Origin of the sequence: Agromyces sp. NPDC057679 (assembly GCF_042799635.1) — a bacterium.
In the GTDB taxonomy this organism is placed as follows: domain Bacteria; phylum Actinomycetota; class Actinomycetes; order Actinomycetales; family Microbacteriaceae; genus Agromyces.
Genome location: NZ_JBHVIK010000002.1, coordinates 146022 through 162774, shown reverse-complemented (window position 1 = coordinate 162774; position 16753 = coordinate 146022). Strand labels below are relative to the sequence as shown.

Genomic DNA, 16753 nt, shown 5'->3' with positions numbered 1-16753 from the left:
TCACGTCGGAGGGGGTTACCGATCCATCCTACGCGGGACCGAACTGAGCGGATGCCGCGTGCGGGCCGCGCACGAGGCATCCGCTCAGGGACTCACAGCACCCGCAGCAGGTCCTCCACGCGCTGCTTCGCGTCGCCGAAGAGCATCTGCGCGTTGTCGCGGGTGAACAGCGGGTTCGCGACACCGGCGTAGCCGGAGGCCATCGATCGCTTGAAGACGACGACGTTCTTCGCCTCCCACACCTTCAGCACCGGCATGCCGGCGATGGGGCTGCCCGGGTCCTCGGCGGCGGCGGGGTTCACGGTGTCGTTCGCGCCGATCACGAGCACGACGGTCGTCTCGGGGAAGTCGTCGTTGATCTCGTCCATCTCCTCGACGATGTCGTACGGCACCTTCGCCTCGGCGAGCAGCACGTTCATATGCCCGGGCAGGCGGCCGGCGACGGGGTGGATGCCGAATCGCACCTGCACCCCTCGCTCGCGCAGGCGGCTCGTGAGCTCGGCGACCGGGTACTGCGCCTGCGCCACCGCCATGCCGTAGCCGGGAGTGATGATGACCGACGAGGCGTCGCGCAGCAGCTCCGCGGCATCCTCGACCGTGATCTCGCGCGATTCGCCCTCGACCTCGCCCGACGAGGTGGGCGCGGCGATGCCGAAGCCGCCCGCGATCACCGAGATGAACGAGCGGTTCATCGCCTTGCACATGATGTACGAGAGGTACGCACCCGAGGAGCCGACGAGCGCACCGGTGACGATGAGCAGGTCGTTGTTCAGCAGGAAGCCCGCGGCCGCGGCCGCCCAGCCCGAGTAGCTGTTCAGCATCGAGATGACGACCGGCATGTCGCCGCCGCCGATGGAGGCCACCAGGTGCCAGCCGAGCGCCAGGGCGAGCGCCGTGACGACGACGAGCAGCCAGAGCTCTGGGGTGATGACGTACCAGACGGTGAGGACGACGAACGCGATGAGGGCGCCGAGGTTGAGGGCGTTCTTGCCCGGCAGCATCAGCGGTGCCGACTTCATGCGCGCCGAGAGCTTGAGGAACGCGACGATCGAGCCGGTGAAGGTGACGGCGCCGATGAAGACGCCGATGAAGACCTCGGCGTGGTGGATGTCGAGGAGCGCACCGGTCATGCCGGTTTCCTCGAGCGCGCCGTTCCAGCCGACGAGCACGGCGGCCAGGCCGACGAAGCTGTGCAGCAGCGCGATGAGCTCGGGCATGCCGGTCATGGCGACGATCCGGGCCCGCCAGAGGCCGATCGCACCGCCGATGAGCACGGCGACGACGAGCAGGATCAGCCCCGTCGTGACGTGCGGCTCACCCCAGGCGCCGGCGAAGGTGGCGTAGACGGTCGCGACGAGCGCGATCACCATTCCGGCGATGCCGTAGCTGACACCGGCCTTGGCGGTTTCGTGCTTGCTGAGCCCCGCGAGGCTCATGATGAACAGCAGGGCCGCGACGATGTAGGCGGCTCCGGCGATCGACGCCGGGGTCAGCAGGGTCGTGGTCTCAGGCACGGTCGGCTCCAGTCTTGGCGTCGGTCGCGGCGGCGCTCGACGTGGCGCCCCTCGGGGCGGCGCCCGCCGAGAACATCGCGAGCATGCGTCGGGTCACGGCGAAGCCGCCGAAGATGTTGATGCTGGCCAGCAGCACGGCGATCGCTGCGAGGATCTGCACGACGAGCACGTCGCTCGTGATCTGCACCATCGCGCCGACCACGATGATGCCCGAGATCGCGTTGGTCACGCTCATGAGCGGCGTGTGCAGCGCGTGCGCTACCTTGCCGATCACGTAGAAGCCGACGACGACCGCGAGCACCAGCACCGTGAAGTGCTGCGGCAACGGCGGCGGCGCGATCGCGTTCACCGCGAAGAGGGCCGCGATGCCCGCGGCGACGAGCACGACCTTCTTCACGGGCGACATGGGCCGCTTCGGCTCGGGGGCGGGCGCGGCATCCTGCGCGGTGTTCGCAGCGGGTGCCGCGGCCGCGGGCGCGGCGGAGACCTGCACCGGCGGCGGGGGCCAGGTGACCGCGCCGTCGCGGGTGACGGTCACCGAGCGCTGCACGATGTCGTCGAAGTCGAGCACGACCTCGCCGTCCTTGCCGGGCGTGAGGAGCTTCACGAGGTTCACGACGTTCGTGCCGTAGAGCTGCGAGGCCTGCGTGGGCAGGCGCGAGGCGAGGTCGGTGTACCCGAGGATGGTGACGCCGTTCGGCGTGACGACCTTCTCGCCCGCGACCGAGCCCTCGACGTTGCCGCCCATGCCCGCGGCCATGTCGACGATGACGCTGCCCGACTTCATGCTCGCGACGTCGGCCGCGGTGATGAGCTTCGGCGCCGCGCGCCCGGGGATCAGCGCGGTCGTGATGATGATGTCGACGTCGGCGGCCTGCTCCGAGTAGATCTCGGCGGCGCGCCGGTCGTAGGCCTCGCTCGTCGCCTTCGCGTAGCCGTCGGTCGACTGCTCGACCTCCACCTCGACCTTGAGGTACTCGCCGCCGATCGACTTCACCTGGTCGGCGACCTCGGGGCGCGGGTCGGTCGCGCGCACGATGGCGCCGAGGCTCGAGGCCGCGCCGATGGCGGCGAGCCCGGCGACGCCGGCGCCCGCGACGAGCACCTTCGCGGGCGGCACCTTGCCCGCGGCCGTGACCTGCCCGGTGAAGAAGCGGCCGAACGAGTGCGCCGCCTCGACGACCGCGCGGTAGCCCGCGATGTTCGTCATCGAGCTCAGCACGTCCATCGACTGCGCCCGCGAGATGCGGGGCACCGCGTCCATCGCGAGGGCCGTGACGCCGCGCGCGGCGAGCGCCTCGAGCAGTTCGGGCTTGAACGCCGGGGCGAGCAGGCCGACGATCGTCGCCCCGGGCTCGAGCCCGGCGATCTCGGCCTCGGTGGGGGCGTTCACCTTCAGCACGAGTCCGCTCGCGAGCGCCTCGGCGCCCTCGACGATCGTCGCCCCCGCCTCGCGGTACGCGTCGTCGGCGAACGCCGACGCATGGCCGGCACCGGCCTCGACGACGACCTCGTACCCCAGGGCGATCAACTGCTTCACCGTCGCGGGGGTCGCAGCGACCCTGGTCTCGGGCGGCTGCTCGGTGACGACACCGATGCGCGTCATGCGGCTCTCCTTCTTCATCGAAGCGTCCGCGTCGGGTGCGCGGACCAGCGTGCAGCACCGTCATCGCGGTGCCGGCTGAGCCGCTGCGGCGACGGTGCTGCATGTCGGCACCACATCGGGGTGGTGCTGGCCTCAGCGTAGAGCGCTCCGGCGAACGTCGGCACGAATATCTCGCCGAATCGCCGCGAAGGAATCGCGGATCTTTCGCCGCGCGGAACTTCGCCGCGGCGGCGATGCGGGGCATCCGGTCGTCGACGACCACCGGATGCCCCGCACGGCTCACTCGATCGCGTCGTCGGCCCGCTCGCGCACCACGGTGCCGCCGTGCTCGGGGATGAGCTTGAAATCGGTCAGCAGCTCGCCGACCTGGGTGCCGTCGAGCCGGGTGAACAGCCGCTCGCGCAGGAACTTCGGTCCGGGCAGCCCGACCTCGGCGCCGTCGCGCAGGCGGCTCGTCGCCTTGAGCAGGTGCCGCACGTCGTAGGTCGAGCCGAACACCTCGGGCACCCCGCGGTCGATGCCGAGCAGCCGGTAGGCGGCCTCCATGCCCGTGCGCACCGAGTACTCGGTCGTGAAGATGCAGTCACGGGTGGTCTCGGCGAACTGGCCGATGAACGCGAAGTTCTGCGCACCCGCGGGCACCACGTCGGGGCGGTCGCCCGCCTTGCGCGGCATGAAGAAGCTCGTGACGTACGGCATCATCACGGGCACCGCCGTCGCCGCGTTCGCGGCCAGCTCGTCGATCTGGTCGACGGGCACGCCGAGGTGGTAGAGCCACTCGCGGGTGATCTCCTCGCCCGTCGACTCCTGCAGCGTCTTGCCCGTGTAGTCGCCTGGCACGTCGACGAAGAGCCCGTACACCCACACCACGATCTGGTCGGCGGGCTGCTGCGTGAAGTGCGGCTGACGGTTCACCGTCCAGCTCATGAGCCAGGCCGAGTCGCGGGCGGTGACGATGCCGCCGGTGACCACCTTGCCGCTGAACGGGTCGCGCTGCGCGATCTTCTCGATGTACGCCGGGATGCGGGCGTCGAGCGTCGTCACTGTGGCCGACTCCCACTTGGTCTTCTCGATGTCGCCGCAGAAGACCTCGGGCCGGCCGAACGAGGGATGCTTCGCCGCGATGCGCTGCCAGAGCGCCCAGCCCGCCGCGGGCGACTCGTCGAGCTTCGCGGGGGTGTGCTGGTCGCCCTCGTCGGAGTTCTCGGTGAGCCCGCCGATGGTCGCGAGCACGAAGTCGTCGATTCCGAGATCGGCTCCGCCCTCGACCCCGCCCTGCACCCAGTGGATGCGCGTCGCCCGCTTCGTGGCATCCGAACCCTGCCCGTTGCCGCCCTCGAACGCGAAGTCGATGTCGGTGACCTGCGTGTCGAAGTGGAAGGTCACGCCCTGGTCGAGCAGCCACGTGTACAGCGGCAGCACGAGCGACTCGTACTGGTTGTACTTCGTGAACTTGAGGGCCGACAGGTCGGGCAGGCCGCCGATGTGGTGCACGAAGCGGTGGATGTAGAGCTTCATCTCGAGGGCCGAGTGCCACTCCTCGAAGGCGAACATCGTGCGCCAGTAGAGCCAGAAGTTGCTCTCGAGGAAGTCCTTCGAGAACACCTCGTCGATGCGCTTGTCCTCCATCTCCTCGCGGGTCGCGAGGAACACCCGCACGATGTCCTTCTGCGCGGCGTCGTCGAGGCCGAACAGATTGTTCGTGTGCGCGTCCTGCCCCTGCGCTTCGGTGACGCGGCAGAGCGAGAAGTTCGGGTCGTCCTTGTTGAGCCAGTAGAACTCGTCGAGCACGCTCGCGCCCTCGATCTCGAGCGAGGGCACGGTGCGGAAGGCGTCCCACAGGCACTCCATGTGGTCCTCCATCTCGCGGCCGCCGCGGATGACGAAGCCCTTCTCGGGGCGCTTGATGCCGTCGAGGGCACCACCCGGCAGCGGCAATCGCTCGAGGATCGTGATGCGGTCGCCCGGCAGCTGCCCGTCGCGGATCATGAAGAGCGCGGACGACATCGACGCGAGCCCCGCGCCGACGAACCACGCCGACTTGCCGTCGACCCCCTCGGGCTTGCGCGGACGCGCGAACGCCTCGTAATTGCCACTGCTGTAGTACATGCTTCCCCCTTCGTCGCGCTGCGACGATGCGCAGCGCACCGCTTTCGACGCTACCTGCGCACGCCTCGAATGCACCCGCACGGATGTGCAGGTCGGGGGAACACGGACCTGCAGGCGCCCTGCCTGCTGCATCCGTCTCCGAAGTCCGCGCCGCGAGCGTCCGATGATCGAGCGGGGCGTTCTAGTATCGGACGCATGGCGGCAGACACGACGGCGCAGGCGGGATCGCAGACACTGAGCCGCGGCATCCGCATTCTGGAGATCGTCGCCGACGCCGACCGCGCGCTCTCGATCGACGAGGTCGCCGCGGAGCTCGGCGTGCACCGGTCGGTCGCCTACCGCCTGCTCCGCACCCTCGAGCACCACGGGCTCGCCTCGCGCAACGCCGCCGGACGGATCGGGCTCGGCGCCGGCCTCGCCGCCCTCGCCGCGGGCGTGCAGCGCGACCTGCAGCAGCTCGCGCTCCCCGAGCTCGCCGACGTCGCCGAGGAGCTCGGCATGACCTGCCTGCTCGCGGTGCTGCTCGACGGCGACGAGGCGGTGACCCTCGTGAGCGCCTCGCCCCGCCGCACCGCCGCGGTGTCGTACCGGCCCGGCCACCGGCATCCGATCACCCGCGGGGGGCCGGGCAAGGCGATCCTCATGGGCCTGCCCGAGTCGCGCTGGCCCGACGACGTCCCCGAGACGCTGCGCGCCGAGATCGCCGAGAGCCGGGCGCGCGGGTACACCGTGAGCCACGACGAGGTCGTGCCCTCGCTGCGTTCGGTCGCCGTGCCCCTCAACCTGCCGGGGCAGCCGCCCGCCGCGATCGCGGTGATCCACGTGTCGTTCCCGAAGCCCGAGGCCGAGCTCGCCGAGCGGCTGCAGCTCGCGTCATCGAACCTGGGGCGGGCGTCGGGCGCCTGAGCCCGCACCGCCCGGTCAGCGCCGCGGCACCATCTGCCCCGCGAAGAAGTCGGCGAGCTCGGCTGTCGCGGTGAGCGGCAGCACGTGCGCGACGTACCCGTCGGGACGCACGACCACGATCGCGCCGTCGCGCGAGATGCCGCGCTCCTCGAAGATGTCGGTGCGGCACCAGTAGCTCGGCCCCGCCGCGAAGACCTTCTCCCAGTCCATCAGGCCGAGCGGGCCGGTCTTCGGCCGGAACACCTCGGGCGCCCGAGTGATATCGATCTCCTCGTGACCCTGCTGGAAGATCACCTTGATGTCGAACACGGCGTCGACGTCGGCGCCCGAGGGCGTGTACCGCTCGATCGGCGAGTCGGGCGACGTCGAGATCCACTCGGCCCAGTCGGTCAGGCCGGATGCCTCGCCCGCCGCGGGGGCGTCGGCGAAGGCGTAGAGACGCCAGCGGCCGTCGGCCTTGGCGTGGTGACCGAGGTGCACGACGTTGCCGTCGCACACGAACGACACCTCGGACGACTTGAAGCGCTTGCCGATCGGGAACCCGCTCGCGAGCGCCTGGTGCGCGGCGTCGCCCGTGATCATCGACGGGGCGTACTGCGTCATGAAGCCCGAGGGGAACTCGGCGGTGCCGAGGTAGAAGGTCGCGAGCTCCTGCGGGTCCGAGATCTCCTCGGGCTTGCGGGCCATGAGCGACGACCACTCGCGGTCGAAGTCGATGAGCTGCTGCGCGACCGGCTGCCGTTCGGCCGAGTAGGTCGAGAGCAGTGATTCGGGTGCGAGGCCCGAGACCACCGAGCCGAGCTTCCAGCCGAGGTTGAAGCCGTCCTGCATCGAGACGTTCATTCCCTGCCCGGCCTTCGCGCTGTGCGTGTGGCACGCGTCGCCCGTGAGGAACACGCGCGGCGAGGCATCCTCGTCGTCGCTCGACCGGTCGTCGAAGTGGTCGGTGACCCGGTGCCCGACCTCGTAGACGCTGAACCAGGCGACGTCGCGCACGTCGAGCGTGTAGGGGTGCAGGATGTCGTTGGCCTTGGCGATGATCGCCTCGATCGGCGTCTTGCGCACCTCGTGGTCGTCATCCTCGGCCACGGCCCCCAGGTCGATGTACATGCGACTGAGGTACCCGCCCTCGCGAGGGATGTGCAGGATGTTGCCCGCCTCCGAGTTGATCGCGCACTTCGTGCGCCAGTCGGGGAAGTCGGTGTTCACGACGACGTCCATGACGCCCCAGGCGTGCGCCGAGATGCCGCCGACGTGCTTGCGGCCGATCGCCTCGCGCACGCCGCTGCGCGCGCCGTCGCAGCCGGCGACGTACTTCGCGCGCACCGTGCGCTCCTCGCCGGCTCGCTCGCCCGCGGTGTACCGCACCCGCACCTCGACCGGGTACTCGCCGGCCTCGGCCGAGCCGTCCTCGTGCACGGTGAGCCCCGTGAACTCGATGCCGTAGTCGGGCGTGATGCGGCCCGGGCCGTGCGCGGCCGCCTCGGCGAAGTAGTCGAGCACGCGCGCCTGGTTCACGATGAGGTGCGGGAACTCGCTGATCTTGTACCCGTAGTCCTCGGTGCGCGAGGTGCGGATGATGTTCTGCGGCTCGGCGGGGTCGGGGCCCCAGAAGTTCATGTAGCCGATGTTGTAGGCCTCGGCGATGATGCGCTCGGCGAAGCCGAACGCCTGGAAGGTCTCGACACTTCGCGGCTGGATGCCGTCGGCCTGGCCCAGCACGAGCCGGCCGTCGCGGCGCTCGATGATGCGCGTGACGCCGTCGGGGTACTGCGAGAGCTGCGCCGACAGGAGCATGCCCGCAGGGCCCGAGCCCACGATGAGCACGTCGACCTCGTCGGGCAGCTCCTCGGGGCGGTCGAGGCCGACGCCTGCTGCGGGCTGCACCCGCGGGTCGCCGGACACGTAGCCGTGGTGGTGGAACTGCACGGGAGGGCTCCTCACATCGTCGTGACGAGGCATCCTTCGGTTCCGGATGTCTCGCAGTATTCGATAATCGAACGTGCTATTCGTTTATCGCGCGAGGCAATGGTAGATCGCGGCGCGGCGCAGCACAAGCCGGGCGGCGATCGGCGCGGACCGGCCGTTGCGGCCGGGCGCGGCGACGATCGTCACCTCGGCAGTACGCGATTCAGGTCAGCGGGCGCGGGTGAACCGGCTCGCGCCGATGATCATGGCCAGGCCGGCGCCGATCGCCGACACGAGCGGCACCGCCGCCACCGCGAGCGCGATCGTGTTGGGGCGGAACCTCAGTCCGTCGGGTCCGGCGATGTACGCCCCGATCGGCACGGCGTAACCGCCGCCACCGCCACCGCTGCCTTCGCCACGACCGCCCGGGGTCTTCTCGGTCTCCGGCATGTCACCGGAGCCCTCACCCCCGCCGAAGCCGAAGGCGACGAGCGCGACCGGAACGAACTCGCGCCCGTCGATCGTCGACTTCTCGCCGTAGGCCACCTTCGCGCCCCACCTGGGCACCGAATCCGCCAGGTTCTCGATGAGCTTCGTCATGCGCTCGACGGTACGCCCGTTGCCCGCGCGCGGCTATCCCCACCATGGGGCGCTCTGCGGCAGCGAGCCACGAGCCGCCCGTAGCCGCCCGTCAGCCGCGCTCGACGGTCGACGCGAGGTCGGGGTCCTGGTCGTCCTCGATCGACGCGACCGTCGCATCGGGCCGTTGCACCGGCACCGACCCCGTCACGACCGCGTCGACCGTCATCGAGCCGTCGACCGGCCCGATCACGGCGATCGGCGTGGTCGGGGTCGGGGCGAGCGGCTCGACCGGCAGGCGCCCGAGTCGTCGGTGCTCGCGGATGTAGGCGGGAACGAGGAGCGCGACCGACCCCAGCCAGGCGAGCGGGTTGCTCAGCACGACGCCCACGAAGCCGAACATCGTGCCCAGCACGACCGCGGCCGCGACGCGCATCACGAGCTCGATGACGCCCGTCACCGTCGGCACGACGGTGTAGCCGAGGCCCTGCAGCACGCCGCGCAGGATGAACAGCACCCCGAGCAGCGAGTAGGTGAAGCCGTCGATGGAGAGCATGAGGGTCGCGGCCTCGACCACGGCATCGGATCCCTCGCCGACGAAGAGGCGCACGAGCTGCTCGCCGAACAGGATGAGCAGGGCACCGACCGCGACCGCGGCGCCGATCGCCATCCAGGTCGCCTGCACGACGCCGCGACGGACCCGGTCGGGCCGTCTGCCACCGAGGTTCTGCGCGGCGTACATCGAGGCGGCCAGGCCCAGCGACGAGAGCAGCGCGACCGCGATCGACTCGACCCGCGAACCCAGGGTGAAGGCGGCGACCGCGTCGGCGCCGAGCTCGTTGAGCGCCACCTGCACGGTGAGGGTGCCGATCGCGATGATCGAGGTCTGCACGCCCATGGCCATGCCGATGCGCAGGTGCTCGCGCACCTCGCCGCCCGACACCCGCCAGTCCGCGCGGCGAAGCCGGAGCACGGGCAGGCGGCGACGCACGTACACGAGGCACAGCACGACCGAGACGCCCTGTGCGACGACCGTCGCCCACGCGGCTCCGGCGACGCCCCAGCCGAGCGGACCCACCATCAGCACGACGAGGCCGACGTTCAGGACGCACGCGATCGTGAGGAAGACGAGCGGCGTGCGCGAGTCGCCGAGCGCCCGGATCACCGCCGAGAGGTAGTTGAAGAACATCACGGCGGATGCCCCGAGGAAGCTGACCTGCGTGAACACGGTCGCCTCGACGATGAGCTCCTCAGGCGTCTGCAGCAGCCGCAGCGTCGGTTCGGCGAGGAACGGGGCACCGACCGTGAGCGCGGCACTCATGACCGCGGTGATCATCGTGCCGGTCGCCACCGAACGGCGCACGGCGTCGTGGTCACCCGCACCGAACGCCTGCGCCGTGGGGATGGCGAACCCCGAGGTCACGCCCCACGCGAACCCGAGCAGCAGGAACAGCAGCGACCCGGTCGCGCCGACCGCGGCCAGTGAGTCGATGCCGAGGTACCGCCCGACGACGATCGCGTCGGCGACCTGGTAGAGCTGCTGCACGATGTTGCCGATGAGCAGCGGGGTCGCGAAGACGAGGATGACACGCCAGGGGGCGCCGGTGGTGAGGGAGGTGGTCATGTGAACTCTCGGCGGGTCTCTGCGGGGGCTTCAGATGTTTGCGTTGCCAGAAAGCATATCGAACCGATTCGACGGGACGAGCCCGTGCTCTCACTCCTGGCGCACTGAAGGGTGCCCACGTCACGCGGCGTCGACGTCAGGTGCGCGACACCTCGAGTGCCGTCCCCGCGAACCGCGGCACCCAGCACCGTACCGCCGCGCGATACCGGCGGAACTCGTCGCCGAACCGCGCCTCGAGCTCGGCCTCCTCGAGCGGGCGCACCACGAAGTTCCAGAACAGCCCGCCCGCGACCGCGTACACGATGACCAGCCACGAGCCGAGCATCAGCCCGACGGCGACGCCCTGCGTGATGCCCGCGACCGCCATCGGGTTGCGCACGAAGCGGTACGGTCCGGCGATCACCAGGAGGTTCGCCGTCGCCGCCGGCAGCGGAGTGCCGGCGCCACGGATCGACATCGCGACCGCCGACCAGATGCCGAGGGCGCTCGCGAGGCCGAACGCCACGGCACCGAACGGAACCAGCCAGTCGGGCGCGTCGACGGCCAGGCCCCAGCGCCGCTCGAGCCAGGCGATCACCACCGGCACGACCCCGAGCAGGATTCCCCAGAAGACCACGATCTGCGCGGCGGTCGCCGCGAGGTGCGCGCCCGGCTTCGCCGTCGCGTCCGCGCGACGGAACCGGAACGGCCCGATGAGCATCCACTCGGTCGGCACGCGCCCGAGCACCATCAGGCAGAGCGCCACCACGGATGCCACGGACGCCGCCCCCATGAGCAGCACGCCCCAGCCGGCCTCGGTGCTCAGCGTCGCGTACACCGCCAGACCGACGGTGACCACGAGCGTCCACCCCGTCGCGACGAAGCCCGCTGCACGCACGCCGCGCGCGGCGACCGCCGAAGCACCCACGAAGAGCGGAATGTCGAGCACGGCGACCATCACGGGATCGAGCCCGCCGAGCGTGGCCTGCCGCACGAATGGCACGGTGAACACCGCGAGCCACCACACCAGACCGGCGACGGCCTGCACCGCGAAGTAGGCCCGGCCGAGCCGTTCAGTCATCGAAGACGTGCCAGCAGATGGGGCTCCGGCGCAGCTGGTCCTCGAGCACGAGCTCGCCGATCTCGGGCGGAAGCTGCGCGCGCTGCCAGTCGCGCTCCGCGAGCCGGGCGGGCTCCGCGGCATCCGCACCGCCCTGCTCGACCGCGGCGGCCACCGCCGCCCTGATCGCGTACGCGGCCGCCCCCAGCTCGTGCTCGGCGACATGCGCCACGGCAACCGCCTGGCCCACCGACAGCGCGGCGAACTTCACCGACGCCGACTGGTCGCGACCGGCGGCGTTCGCGTGGAACGCCGCATGGTGCGCCTCGCGCATCGGCACCTCGCCACGCACCCAGGCGCGGGCGACCTCGAGCACCTCGCGCGGGCGCGGGTCGTCGGGCCGGGCGCGCTCGAAGAGCGGCAGCACGTGCTCGGAGCAGGCGATCGCCCACTGGGCGAGCCGACGGTGGTCCTCGTCGCTCAGGGTTCCGCCACGACGGATCGTGATGAGCCGGGGGTCGCGTTCTTTCGGAAGGATCGGCACCCTGCCATTCCTACCACCGGGCGGAACGCGGCCTAGGCGCCGCGCAGCTCGGCGAGCAGCTTCTCGACTCGGCGCACGCGGGTCTCGGCGCCCTTCGCCTGCTCGATCACCCGCGCGTGCTGGCGCCGCTGACTCAGGGTCAGCCCGTCGAAGGCGGCGCGCGCCGCCGGGTCGGCCTCGAGGGCCTCGGTGAGCTCAGGCGGTTCGTCGACGGTGATCGGCTCGGTGTCGACCTCGAGCTCGATGTCGACCTCGTCGCCCACCTCCGCGCCGGTCGCCGCGCGGTTCGCGTTGCTGAAGCCGATGAGGTTGCGCCCCCGCATGATCGCGACGCGCGTGCGCCACGAATGGTCGCCGATCGTGACGACCACGCGCGGGCGCGCGCCGCCGCCGAGCGCCTCCACGACCTCGGGCGGCACCTCGAGGCCGCGCATCTTCTCGTGCGGTTCGACGATCGCGGTGAACTGCTCTGCCATGGGGCCCATCCTGCCGCAGGCCCTCCCTCGCGGCATCCGACCCGCCCTCGTAGGCTCGACCCGTGAACGAAGACGTACGCAATCTCAAGACGGCCCTCGCGACGATCGCCGAGCCCTGGCAGCCGCACCGGCTCGCGAGCGTCGACGAGACCGACGTCAAGGTGGTGAAGCTCCTCGGCGAGTTCGTCTGGCACACGCACCCAGATGCCGACGAGTTGTTCCTCGTGCTGAGCGGTCAGCTCACGATCCAGCTGCGAGACCGCGAGGTGGTGCTCGGCCCTGACGACGTCTTCGTGGTGCCGAAGGGCGTGGAGCACTGCCCGCGGGCCGACGCCGAGGTGCACGCCGTGCTCATCGAGCGCCGCGGCACCGTCAACACCGGGGATGCCGGGGGCGAACGCACCTCGCCGCTGCGCGAGCTCGACTGAGCGATTTCACCGGTGAAACGACGACGCCCTCCGTGGGGGCGAGGCGCATGCCACCGGCGGGTGTGGATCGGACGCCCCGGGCCTCAGCCGTGGGCCGGGAGGACCGTCTTCCGCATCACCGTCTTGCTCTTGCCGATATGACGCTCGAAGGTGAACCCGGCCTTCTCGAACATTGTCCTCGTCCCGTTGTGAAGGAACGACGACGACGTCTTCTTGCCGGGGGCGAGCTCGTTCGGGAACGAGACCACCTCGCCCCCGCCGGCCTGCGCGATCAGCTCGAGCGCGCCATCCAGTGCCTCGCGGGCGGCGCCCGACCGCCGGTGGTCGCGGTCGACGAAGAAACAGGTGATGCGCCACGGCGCCGGCTTCGTCTCGCCCGCGTCGTACTGCTTGCGATGGTAGATGTTCGGCAGCTCGACCGGGCTGCCGTACTCGCACCACGCGATCGCGTCATCGCCGTCGAAGACGAGCGCTGCGTGTGCGACGCCCTCCGCAACGAGTCGCTGCTTGAAGGTCGCTCGGTCGTGCTCGTCTTTCACGGTCTGCTCGGTGTCGTCGTGGAAGTACGAGCAGTAGCAACCGCCCCACACCCCGTTGTGCTTCTTCGCGAGCGCCAGCCACGCCGGGAAGGTCTCGGGCGTGAGCGGGCGGATCACATGCGACGTCACGGGGACTCCGTCGCAGGAGGTCGGGCGACGCAGAGGCGCTGACGCGTGGTTTCCCCCACCGGCGCGATCTCCTCGCCATTCAGCATGTCCATGCTCGGAGACCCTATCTGCGATTCAGGCGTGCCGCTCGATTGATATTCGCGACGTCATCAGGTCCGCGAGCGCGACCTGCACCTTGCGGAACGACGCCGCCGCCCGCACCCCCTGAGGGGCCGGGCGGCGTTCGAGGTGTTGCGCTCGAGGAGCCGTCAGCTCATCTTGCGCTTGTAGATCGCGATCGCCCAGACGTAGGCGACGACGAGGATGCCGACGAGCCAGGCCAGTGCGACCCAGATGTCGCTGCCCACGGGCTGCCCCGCGAACAGTGCCCGGATCGAGTTCACGATCGAGGTCACCGGCTGGTTCTCGGCGAACCAGGCGACCGGAGCGGGCATCGAGTCGGTCGGCACGAAGGCCGAGCTGATGAACGGGAGGAAGATCAGCGGGTAGCTGAAGGCGCTCGCGCCGTCGACGGTCTTCGCCGAGAGGCCGGCGATCACCGCGAGCCAGGTCAGGGCGAGGGTGAAGAGCACCAGGATGCCCGCGACCGCCAGCCAGACCAGCACGGATGCTCCGGTGCGGAACCCCATGAGCAGTGCGACGCCGATGACGATCGCGACCGAGATCAGGTTCGAGACGAGCGAGGTGAGCACGTGGCCCCACAGCACGCTCGACCGGGAGATCGGCATCGACTGGAACCGCTCGAAGATGCCGCCCTGCATGTCGAGGAACAGTCGGTACGCGGTGTACGCGATGCCCGACGCGATCGTGATCAGCAGGATGCCGGGGAGCATGTAGTCGATGTACGACTCGTCGGACCCCGTGTTGATGGCCCCGCCCAGCACGTAGGTGAAGAGCAGCATCAGCGCGATCGGCGTGACCGCGGTGGTGATGATCGTGTCGGGGCTGCGGAGGATGTGGGTCAGCGAGCGGCCCGTGAGAACCCGGGTGTCGCTCAGGACGTGGGAGGTCATCATGAATCCTTTCCGTTGTCGTTGCCGGCGCCGGCGCCGACGAGCGTGAGGAAGACCTCTTCGAGCGTCGGCTGCTTCTCGACGTACTCGACCGTGGCGGCCGGGAGGAGCTGCTTGAGTTCGGCGAGGGTGCCGTTCTGGATGATCGTGCCCTCGTGCAGGATGGCGATGCGGTCGGCGAGCTGCTCGGCCTCGTCGAGGTACTGCGTCGTGAGCAGCACCGTCGTGCCGCGGTCGGCGAGCTCCTTGACGGTCTGCCACACCTCGATGCGCGCCTGCGGGTCGAGGCCGGTGGTCGGCTCGTCGAGGAAGATGATCGGCGGGTTGCCGATCAGACTCATCGCGATGTCGAGCCGGCGGCGCATGCCGCCCGAGTACGTGGCGGCCTTGCGGCCGCCCGCCTCGGTGAGCGAGAACCGGTCGAGCAGCTCGTCGGCGATCGCACCCGGGTTCTTGAGGTGCCGCAGCTTCGCGATGAGCACGAGGTTCTCCCGGCCGCTCAGCACCTCGTCGACCGCGGCAAACTGCCCGGTCAGGCTGATCGACTCGCGCACGTCGCCGGGCGCCCCGGCGACGTCGAAGCCGTGCACGGTCGCGGTGCCGGCGTCGGACTTCAGGAGCGTCGACAGGATGCGCACGAGCGTGGTCTTGCCGGCGCCGTTCGAGCCCAGGAGGGCGAAGATGCTGCCCCGTGCGACCTCGAAGTCGACGCCCTTCAGCACCTGGAGGTCCTTGAAGGACTTCTCGATGCCCTGGACCCGGATGGCGGGTTCGGTGACGGTGCTCATGACTGCTCCTTCTTCGCCTCGTCGATCGCCGTGTTCAGGCGAGTGCGCTCCTTGTCGATCCACTGCTTGCCGCCGTACGCCTGCGTGAACTCCTCGGCGAAGGAGACGGGGTCGTCGCCGACGATCTCGGCGACGGGCGTGCCGTCGATCGCCGCGCGCTCCCACAGGTCGGCGAAGTCCTCGAGCATCTTCACCATGGTGTCGCCGTCGGTGATGCCGCCGGCGTACATGAAGTACCGGTCGAGCGCCTTGGCGCTGCCGCGGTAGGGCTCGGGGAGGGCCTCGATGCGGGCCTTGTACTGCTTGTACTGCTTCTTCTGCTCGAGCGAGCCGGTGAGGGCTTCGATCCACTTGGCAGCCATGATCAGTTCTCCAATTCGTCGGTCTGGTGGAGCTGTTCGATACGTTCTGCGAGGAAGCTCCATGTCCTCCAGAACTCTGCGAGTTCGCCTCGGCCCTGCTCGTTGAGCGTGAAGACCTTGCGCGGCGGGCCCTTCTCGGAAGGCACCTTCTCGACGTCGACGAGACCGCGCTGCTCGACCCGAACCAGTAGGGCGTAGATCGTGCCCTCGGCGATGTCGGTGAAGCCGCGCTCTCGCAGCCGCGCCGTGATGTCGTAGCCGTAAGCCGGCTGCTCGGCGAGGATCGCGAGGACGATGCCCTCGAGCGTGCCCTTGAGCATCTCGGTCATCTGCTTGCCCATGGAACGCTCCTTTCGCTTTCACTACTTAGTGGTGCTGGTAATCAGTGTTGCTGACTACCACTACAAAGTAACACTGAGTACCGGTACTTAGCAACACCGAATACCAAACTTCTCGAAGAGATTCGAGGATGCCTCCGCGGAACGGCGAACGGCGACGCCCCGCCCGCGATCGGCAACGGTCGCGGTCGCGGGTCGCGGGTCGCGATCAAGGCGATCAGGATTCGAGAAGCGCCCGCCGGCAAAGCTCCGTAGCGTGGGAATCACACCGCATGACACACGCAAGAAGGAGCAGATCATGGCCGCCAAGACCGACGGACTCTCGACCGAGGAACGCGCCGCCGTCAAGCAGCGCGCCGCTGAACTGCGGGCGCAGGCGAAGGCCGGCAAGAACCGCGAAGCCGGCGAGAAGGCGATCCGCGAGGCCATCGCCGAGATGCCCGCCGAGGACCGGGAGCTCGCCGAGGGCATCGACCGCATCGTCAAGGAGGTCGCGCCGCACCTCATGCCGAAGACCTGGTACGGGTTCCCGGCCTACACCGACGCTGACGGCAAGGTGGTCGTCTTCTTCAAGGCCGCGTCGAAGTTCACCACGCGGTACGCGACGCTCGGGTTCGAGGAGGCCGCGAACCTCGACGACGGCGACCTCTGGGTCACTTCGTTCGCACTCCTGAAGTGGACCCCCGAGGTCGAGGCACGCATCGCCGAGGTCATTCGGAAGGCCGGCTCGGACCACTGATCGCCTCGGCGGGGCCGGCCCCGCCGAGCGGCGGCGCAGCATGTCGGCGGCCCATGCGACGATCCTCTCGTTGATCGAGGCCGCGATCGGGGCGCGATCGCGCCCCGGCTCC

At 69.9% G+C, this 16753-nt stretch carries 17 protein-coding genes; 3 read left to right on the top strand and 14 right to left on the bottom strand.

The window, feature by feature from the left end:
- Positions 1-92 precede the first annotated feature (92 nt).
- The 3 genes from pntB to ACFVAJ_RS07630 all read right to left on the bottom strand — a co-directional run bounded on the left by pntB (position 93) and on the right by ACFVAJ_RS07630 (position 5229).
- A complete protein-coding gene (gene pntB, locus ACFVAJ_RS07640) occupies positions 93-1514 on the bottom strand; it encodes a Re/Si-specific NAD(P)(+) transhydrogenase subunit beta (protein ID WP_376942760.1) in 1422 nt (473 codons plus the stop codon).
- Positions 1507-3120 carry a Re/Si-specific NAD(P)(+) transhydrogenase subunit alpha gene (locus ACFVAJ_RS07635; RefSeq protein ID WP_376942758.1) on the bottom strand — a complete coding sequence of 538 codons (1614 nt, stop codon included), beginning with the start codon at positions 3118-3120 and terminating at the stop codon, positions 1507-1509. The genes pntB and ACFVAJ_RS07635 overlap by 8 nt, the downstream gene beginning before the upstream one ends.
- A gap of 279 nt (positions 3121-3399) precedes the next feature.
- On the bottom strand, positions 3400-5229 hold the full coding sequence (locus tag ACFVAJ_RS07630) for an oleate hydratase (RefSeq protein ID WP_376942756.1): 1830 nt from the start codon (positions 5227-5229) through the stop codon (positions 3400-3402).
- 195 nt (positions 5230-5424) lie between these two features.
- Here ACFVAJ_RS07630 and ACFVAJ_RS07625 point away from each other — a divergent pair, with 195 nt between their 5' ends.
- Positions 5425-6135, top strand: a complete 711-nt coding sequence (locus tag ACFVAJ_RS07625; protein WP_376942754.1) for an IclR family transcriptional regulator — start codon at positions 5425-5427, stop codon at positions 6133-6135.
- A 15-nt stretch (positions 6136-6150) separates the two neighbouring features.
- Here the strand turns inward: ACFVAJ_RS07625 and ACFVAJ_RS07620 are convergent, their stop codons facing one another.
- The 6 genes from ACFVAJ_RS07620 to ACFVAJ_RS07595 all read right to left on the bottom strand — a co-directional run bounded on the left by ACFVAJ_RS07620 (position 6151) and on the right by ACFVAJ_RS07595 (position 12305).
- On the bottom strand, positions 6151-8064 hold the full coding sequence (locus tag ACFVAJ_RS07620) for an FAD-binding monooxygenase (protein ID WP_376942752.1): 1914 nt from the start codon (positions 8062-8064) through the stop codon (positions 6151-6153).
- Positions 8065-8271: 207 nt separating this feature from the next.
- Positions 8272-8643: a hypothetical protein gene (locus ACFVAJ_RS07615; protein WP_376942750.1), complete on the bottom strand. Its 372-nt coding sequence runs from the start codon at positions 8641-8643 to the stop codon at positions 8272-8274.
- Positions 8644-8734: 91 nt separating this feature from the next.
- Positions 8735-10246, bottom strand: a complete 1512-nt coding sequence (locus ACFVAJ_RS07610; RefSeq protein ID WP_376942748.1) for an MATE family efflux transporter — start codon at positions 10244-10246, stop codon at positions 8735-8737.
- Positions 10247-10382: 136 nt separating this feature from the next.
- Positions 10383-11306, bottom strand: coding sequence for a methyltransferase family protein (locus ACFVAJ_RS07605; protein ID WP_376942746.1), 924 nt, complete (start codon positions 11304-11306; stop codon positions 10383-10385).
- Complete coding sequence (locus ACFVAJ_RS07600; protein WP_376942744.1) at positions 11299-11829, bottom strand: putative immunity protein; 531 nt, start codon at positions 11827-11829, stop codon at positions 11299-11301. The genes ACFVAJ_RS07605 and ACFVAJ_RS07600 overlap by 8 nt, the downstream gene beginning before the upstream one ends.
- 32 nt (positions 11830-11861) lie before the next feature.
- Positions 11862-12305, bottom strand: a complete 444-nt coding sequence (locus tag ACFVAJ_RS07595; RefSeq protein ID WP_376942742.1) for a YdeI/OmpD-associated family protein — start codon at positions 12303-12305, stop codon at positions 11862-11864.
- Between the two features lie 62 nt (positions 12306-12367).
- Between ACFVAJ_RS07595 and ACFVAJ_RS07590 the strand changes: the two genes are divergently transcribed.
- A complete protein-coding gene (locus ACFVAJ_RS07590; protein WP_376942740.1) occupies positions 12368-12733 on the top strand; it encodes a cupin domain-containing protein in 366 nt (121 codons plus the stop codon).
- An 83-nt stretch (positions 12734-12816) separates the two neighbouring features.
- Here ACFVAJ_RS07590 and ACFVAJ_RS07585 read toward each other — a convergent pair whose 3' ends face one another.
- The 5 genes from ACFVAJ_RS07585 to ACFVAJ_RS07565 form a co-directional block, all read right to left on the bottom strand.
- The gene (locus ACFVAJ_RS07585; RefSeq protein WP_376942738.1) at positions 12817-13401 is read right to left on the bottom strand and encodes a GNAT family N-acetyltransferase; all 585 of its coding nucleotides are present in this window, start codon (positions 13399-13401) and stop codon (positions 12817-12819) included.
- A gap of 248 nt (positions 13402-13649) precedes the next feature.
- Positions 13650-14414 (bottom strand): ABC transporter permease, encoded by a 765-nt coding sequence (locus tag ACFVAJ_RS07580; RefSeq protein ID WP_376942736.1) that lies wholly within the window; start codon positions 14412-14414, stop codon positions 13650-13652.
- Positions 14414-15202 carry an ABC transporter ATP-binding protein gene (locus tag ACFVAJ_RS07575; protein WP_376942734.1) on the bottom strand — a complete coding sequence of 263 codons (789 nt, stop codon included), beginning with the start codon at positions 15200-15202 and terminating at the stop codon, positions 14414-14416. The genes ACFVAJ_RS07580 and ACFVAJ_RS07575 overlap by 1 nt, the downstream gene beginning before the upstream one ends.
- On the bottom strand, positions 15199-15564 hold the full coding sequence (locus ACFVAJ_RS07570) for a DUF1048 domain-containing protein (protein WP_376942732.1): 366 nt from the start codon (positions 15562-15564) through the stop codon (positions 15199-15201). The genes ACFVAJ_RS07575 and ACFVAJ_RS07570 overlap by 4 nt, the downstream gene beginning before the upstream one ends.
- Before the next feature lie 2 nt (positions 15565-15566).
- Entirely contained in the window at positions 15567-15905 is a 339-nt protein-coding gene (locus ACFVAJ_RS07565) for a PadR family transcriptional regulator (RefSeq protein ID WP_376942730.1), read from the bottom strand.
- Between the two features lie 295 nt (positions 15906-16200).
- Here ACFVAJ_RS07565 and ACFVAJ_RS07560 point away from each other — a divergent pair, with 295 nt between their 5' ends.
- Positions 16201-16641: an iron chaperone gene (locus tag ACFVAJ_RS07560; protein WP_376942728.1), complete on the top strand. Its 441-nt coding sequence runs from the start codon at positions 16201-16203 to the stop codon at positions 16639-16641.
- Positions 16642-16753: the final 112 nt, after the last annotated feature.

Coding starts and splice junctions, on each gene's coding strand:
- ACFVAJ_RS07605 (WP_376942746.1), bottom strand. CDS start 11,306: ATGACTGAACGGCTCGGCCGGGCCTACTTCGCGGTGCAGGCCGTCGCC.
- ACFVAJ_RS07610 (WP_376942748.1), bottom strand. CDS start 10,246: ATGACCACCTCCCTCACCACCGGCGCCCCCTGGCGTGTCATCCTCGTC.
- ACFVAJ_RS07615 (WP_376942750.1), bottom strand. CDS start 8,643: ATGACGAAGCTCATCGAGAACCTGGCGGATTCGGTGCCCAGGTGGGGC.
- ACFVAJ_RS07565 (WP_376942730.1), bottom strand. CDS start 15,905: ATGGGCAAGCAGATGACCGAGATGCTCAAGGGCACGCTCGAGGGCATC.
- ACFVAJ_RS07580 (WP_376942736.1), bottom strand. CDS start 14,414: ATGACCTCCCACGTCCTGAGCGACACCCGGGTTCTCACGGGCCGCTCG.
- ACFVAJ_RS07575 (WP_376942734.1), bottom strand. CDS start 15,202: ATGAGCACCGTCACCGAACCCGCCATCCGGGTCCAGGGCATCGAGAAG.
- ACFVAJ_RS07560 (WP_376942728.1), top strand. CDS start 16,201: ATGGCCGCCAAGACCGACGGACTCTCGACCGAGGAACGCGCCGCCGTC.
- ACFVAJ_RS07630 (WP_376942756.1), bottom strand. CDS start 5,229: ATGTACTACAGCAGTGGCAATTACGAGGCGTTCGCGCGTCCGCGCAAG.
- ACFVAJ_RS07625 (WP_376942754.1), top strand. CDS start 5,425: ATGGCGGCAGACACGACGGCGCAGGCGGGATCGCAGACACTGAGCCGC.
- ACFVAJ_RS07595 (WP_376942742.1), bottom strand. CDS start 12,305: ATGGCAGAGCAGTTCACCGCGATCGTCGAACCGCACGAGAAGATGCGC.
- ACFVAJ_RS07570 (WP_376942732.1), bottom strand. CDS start 15,564: ATGGCTGCCAAGTGGATCGAAGCCCTCACCGGCTCGCTCGAGCAGAAG.
- ACFVAJ_RS07635 (WP_376942758.1), bottom strand. CDS start 3,120: ATGACGCGCATCGGTGTCGTCACCGAGCAGCCGCCCGAGACCAGGGTC.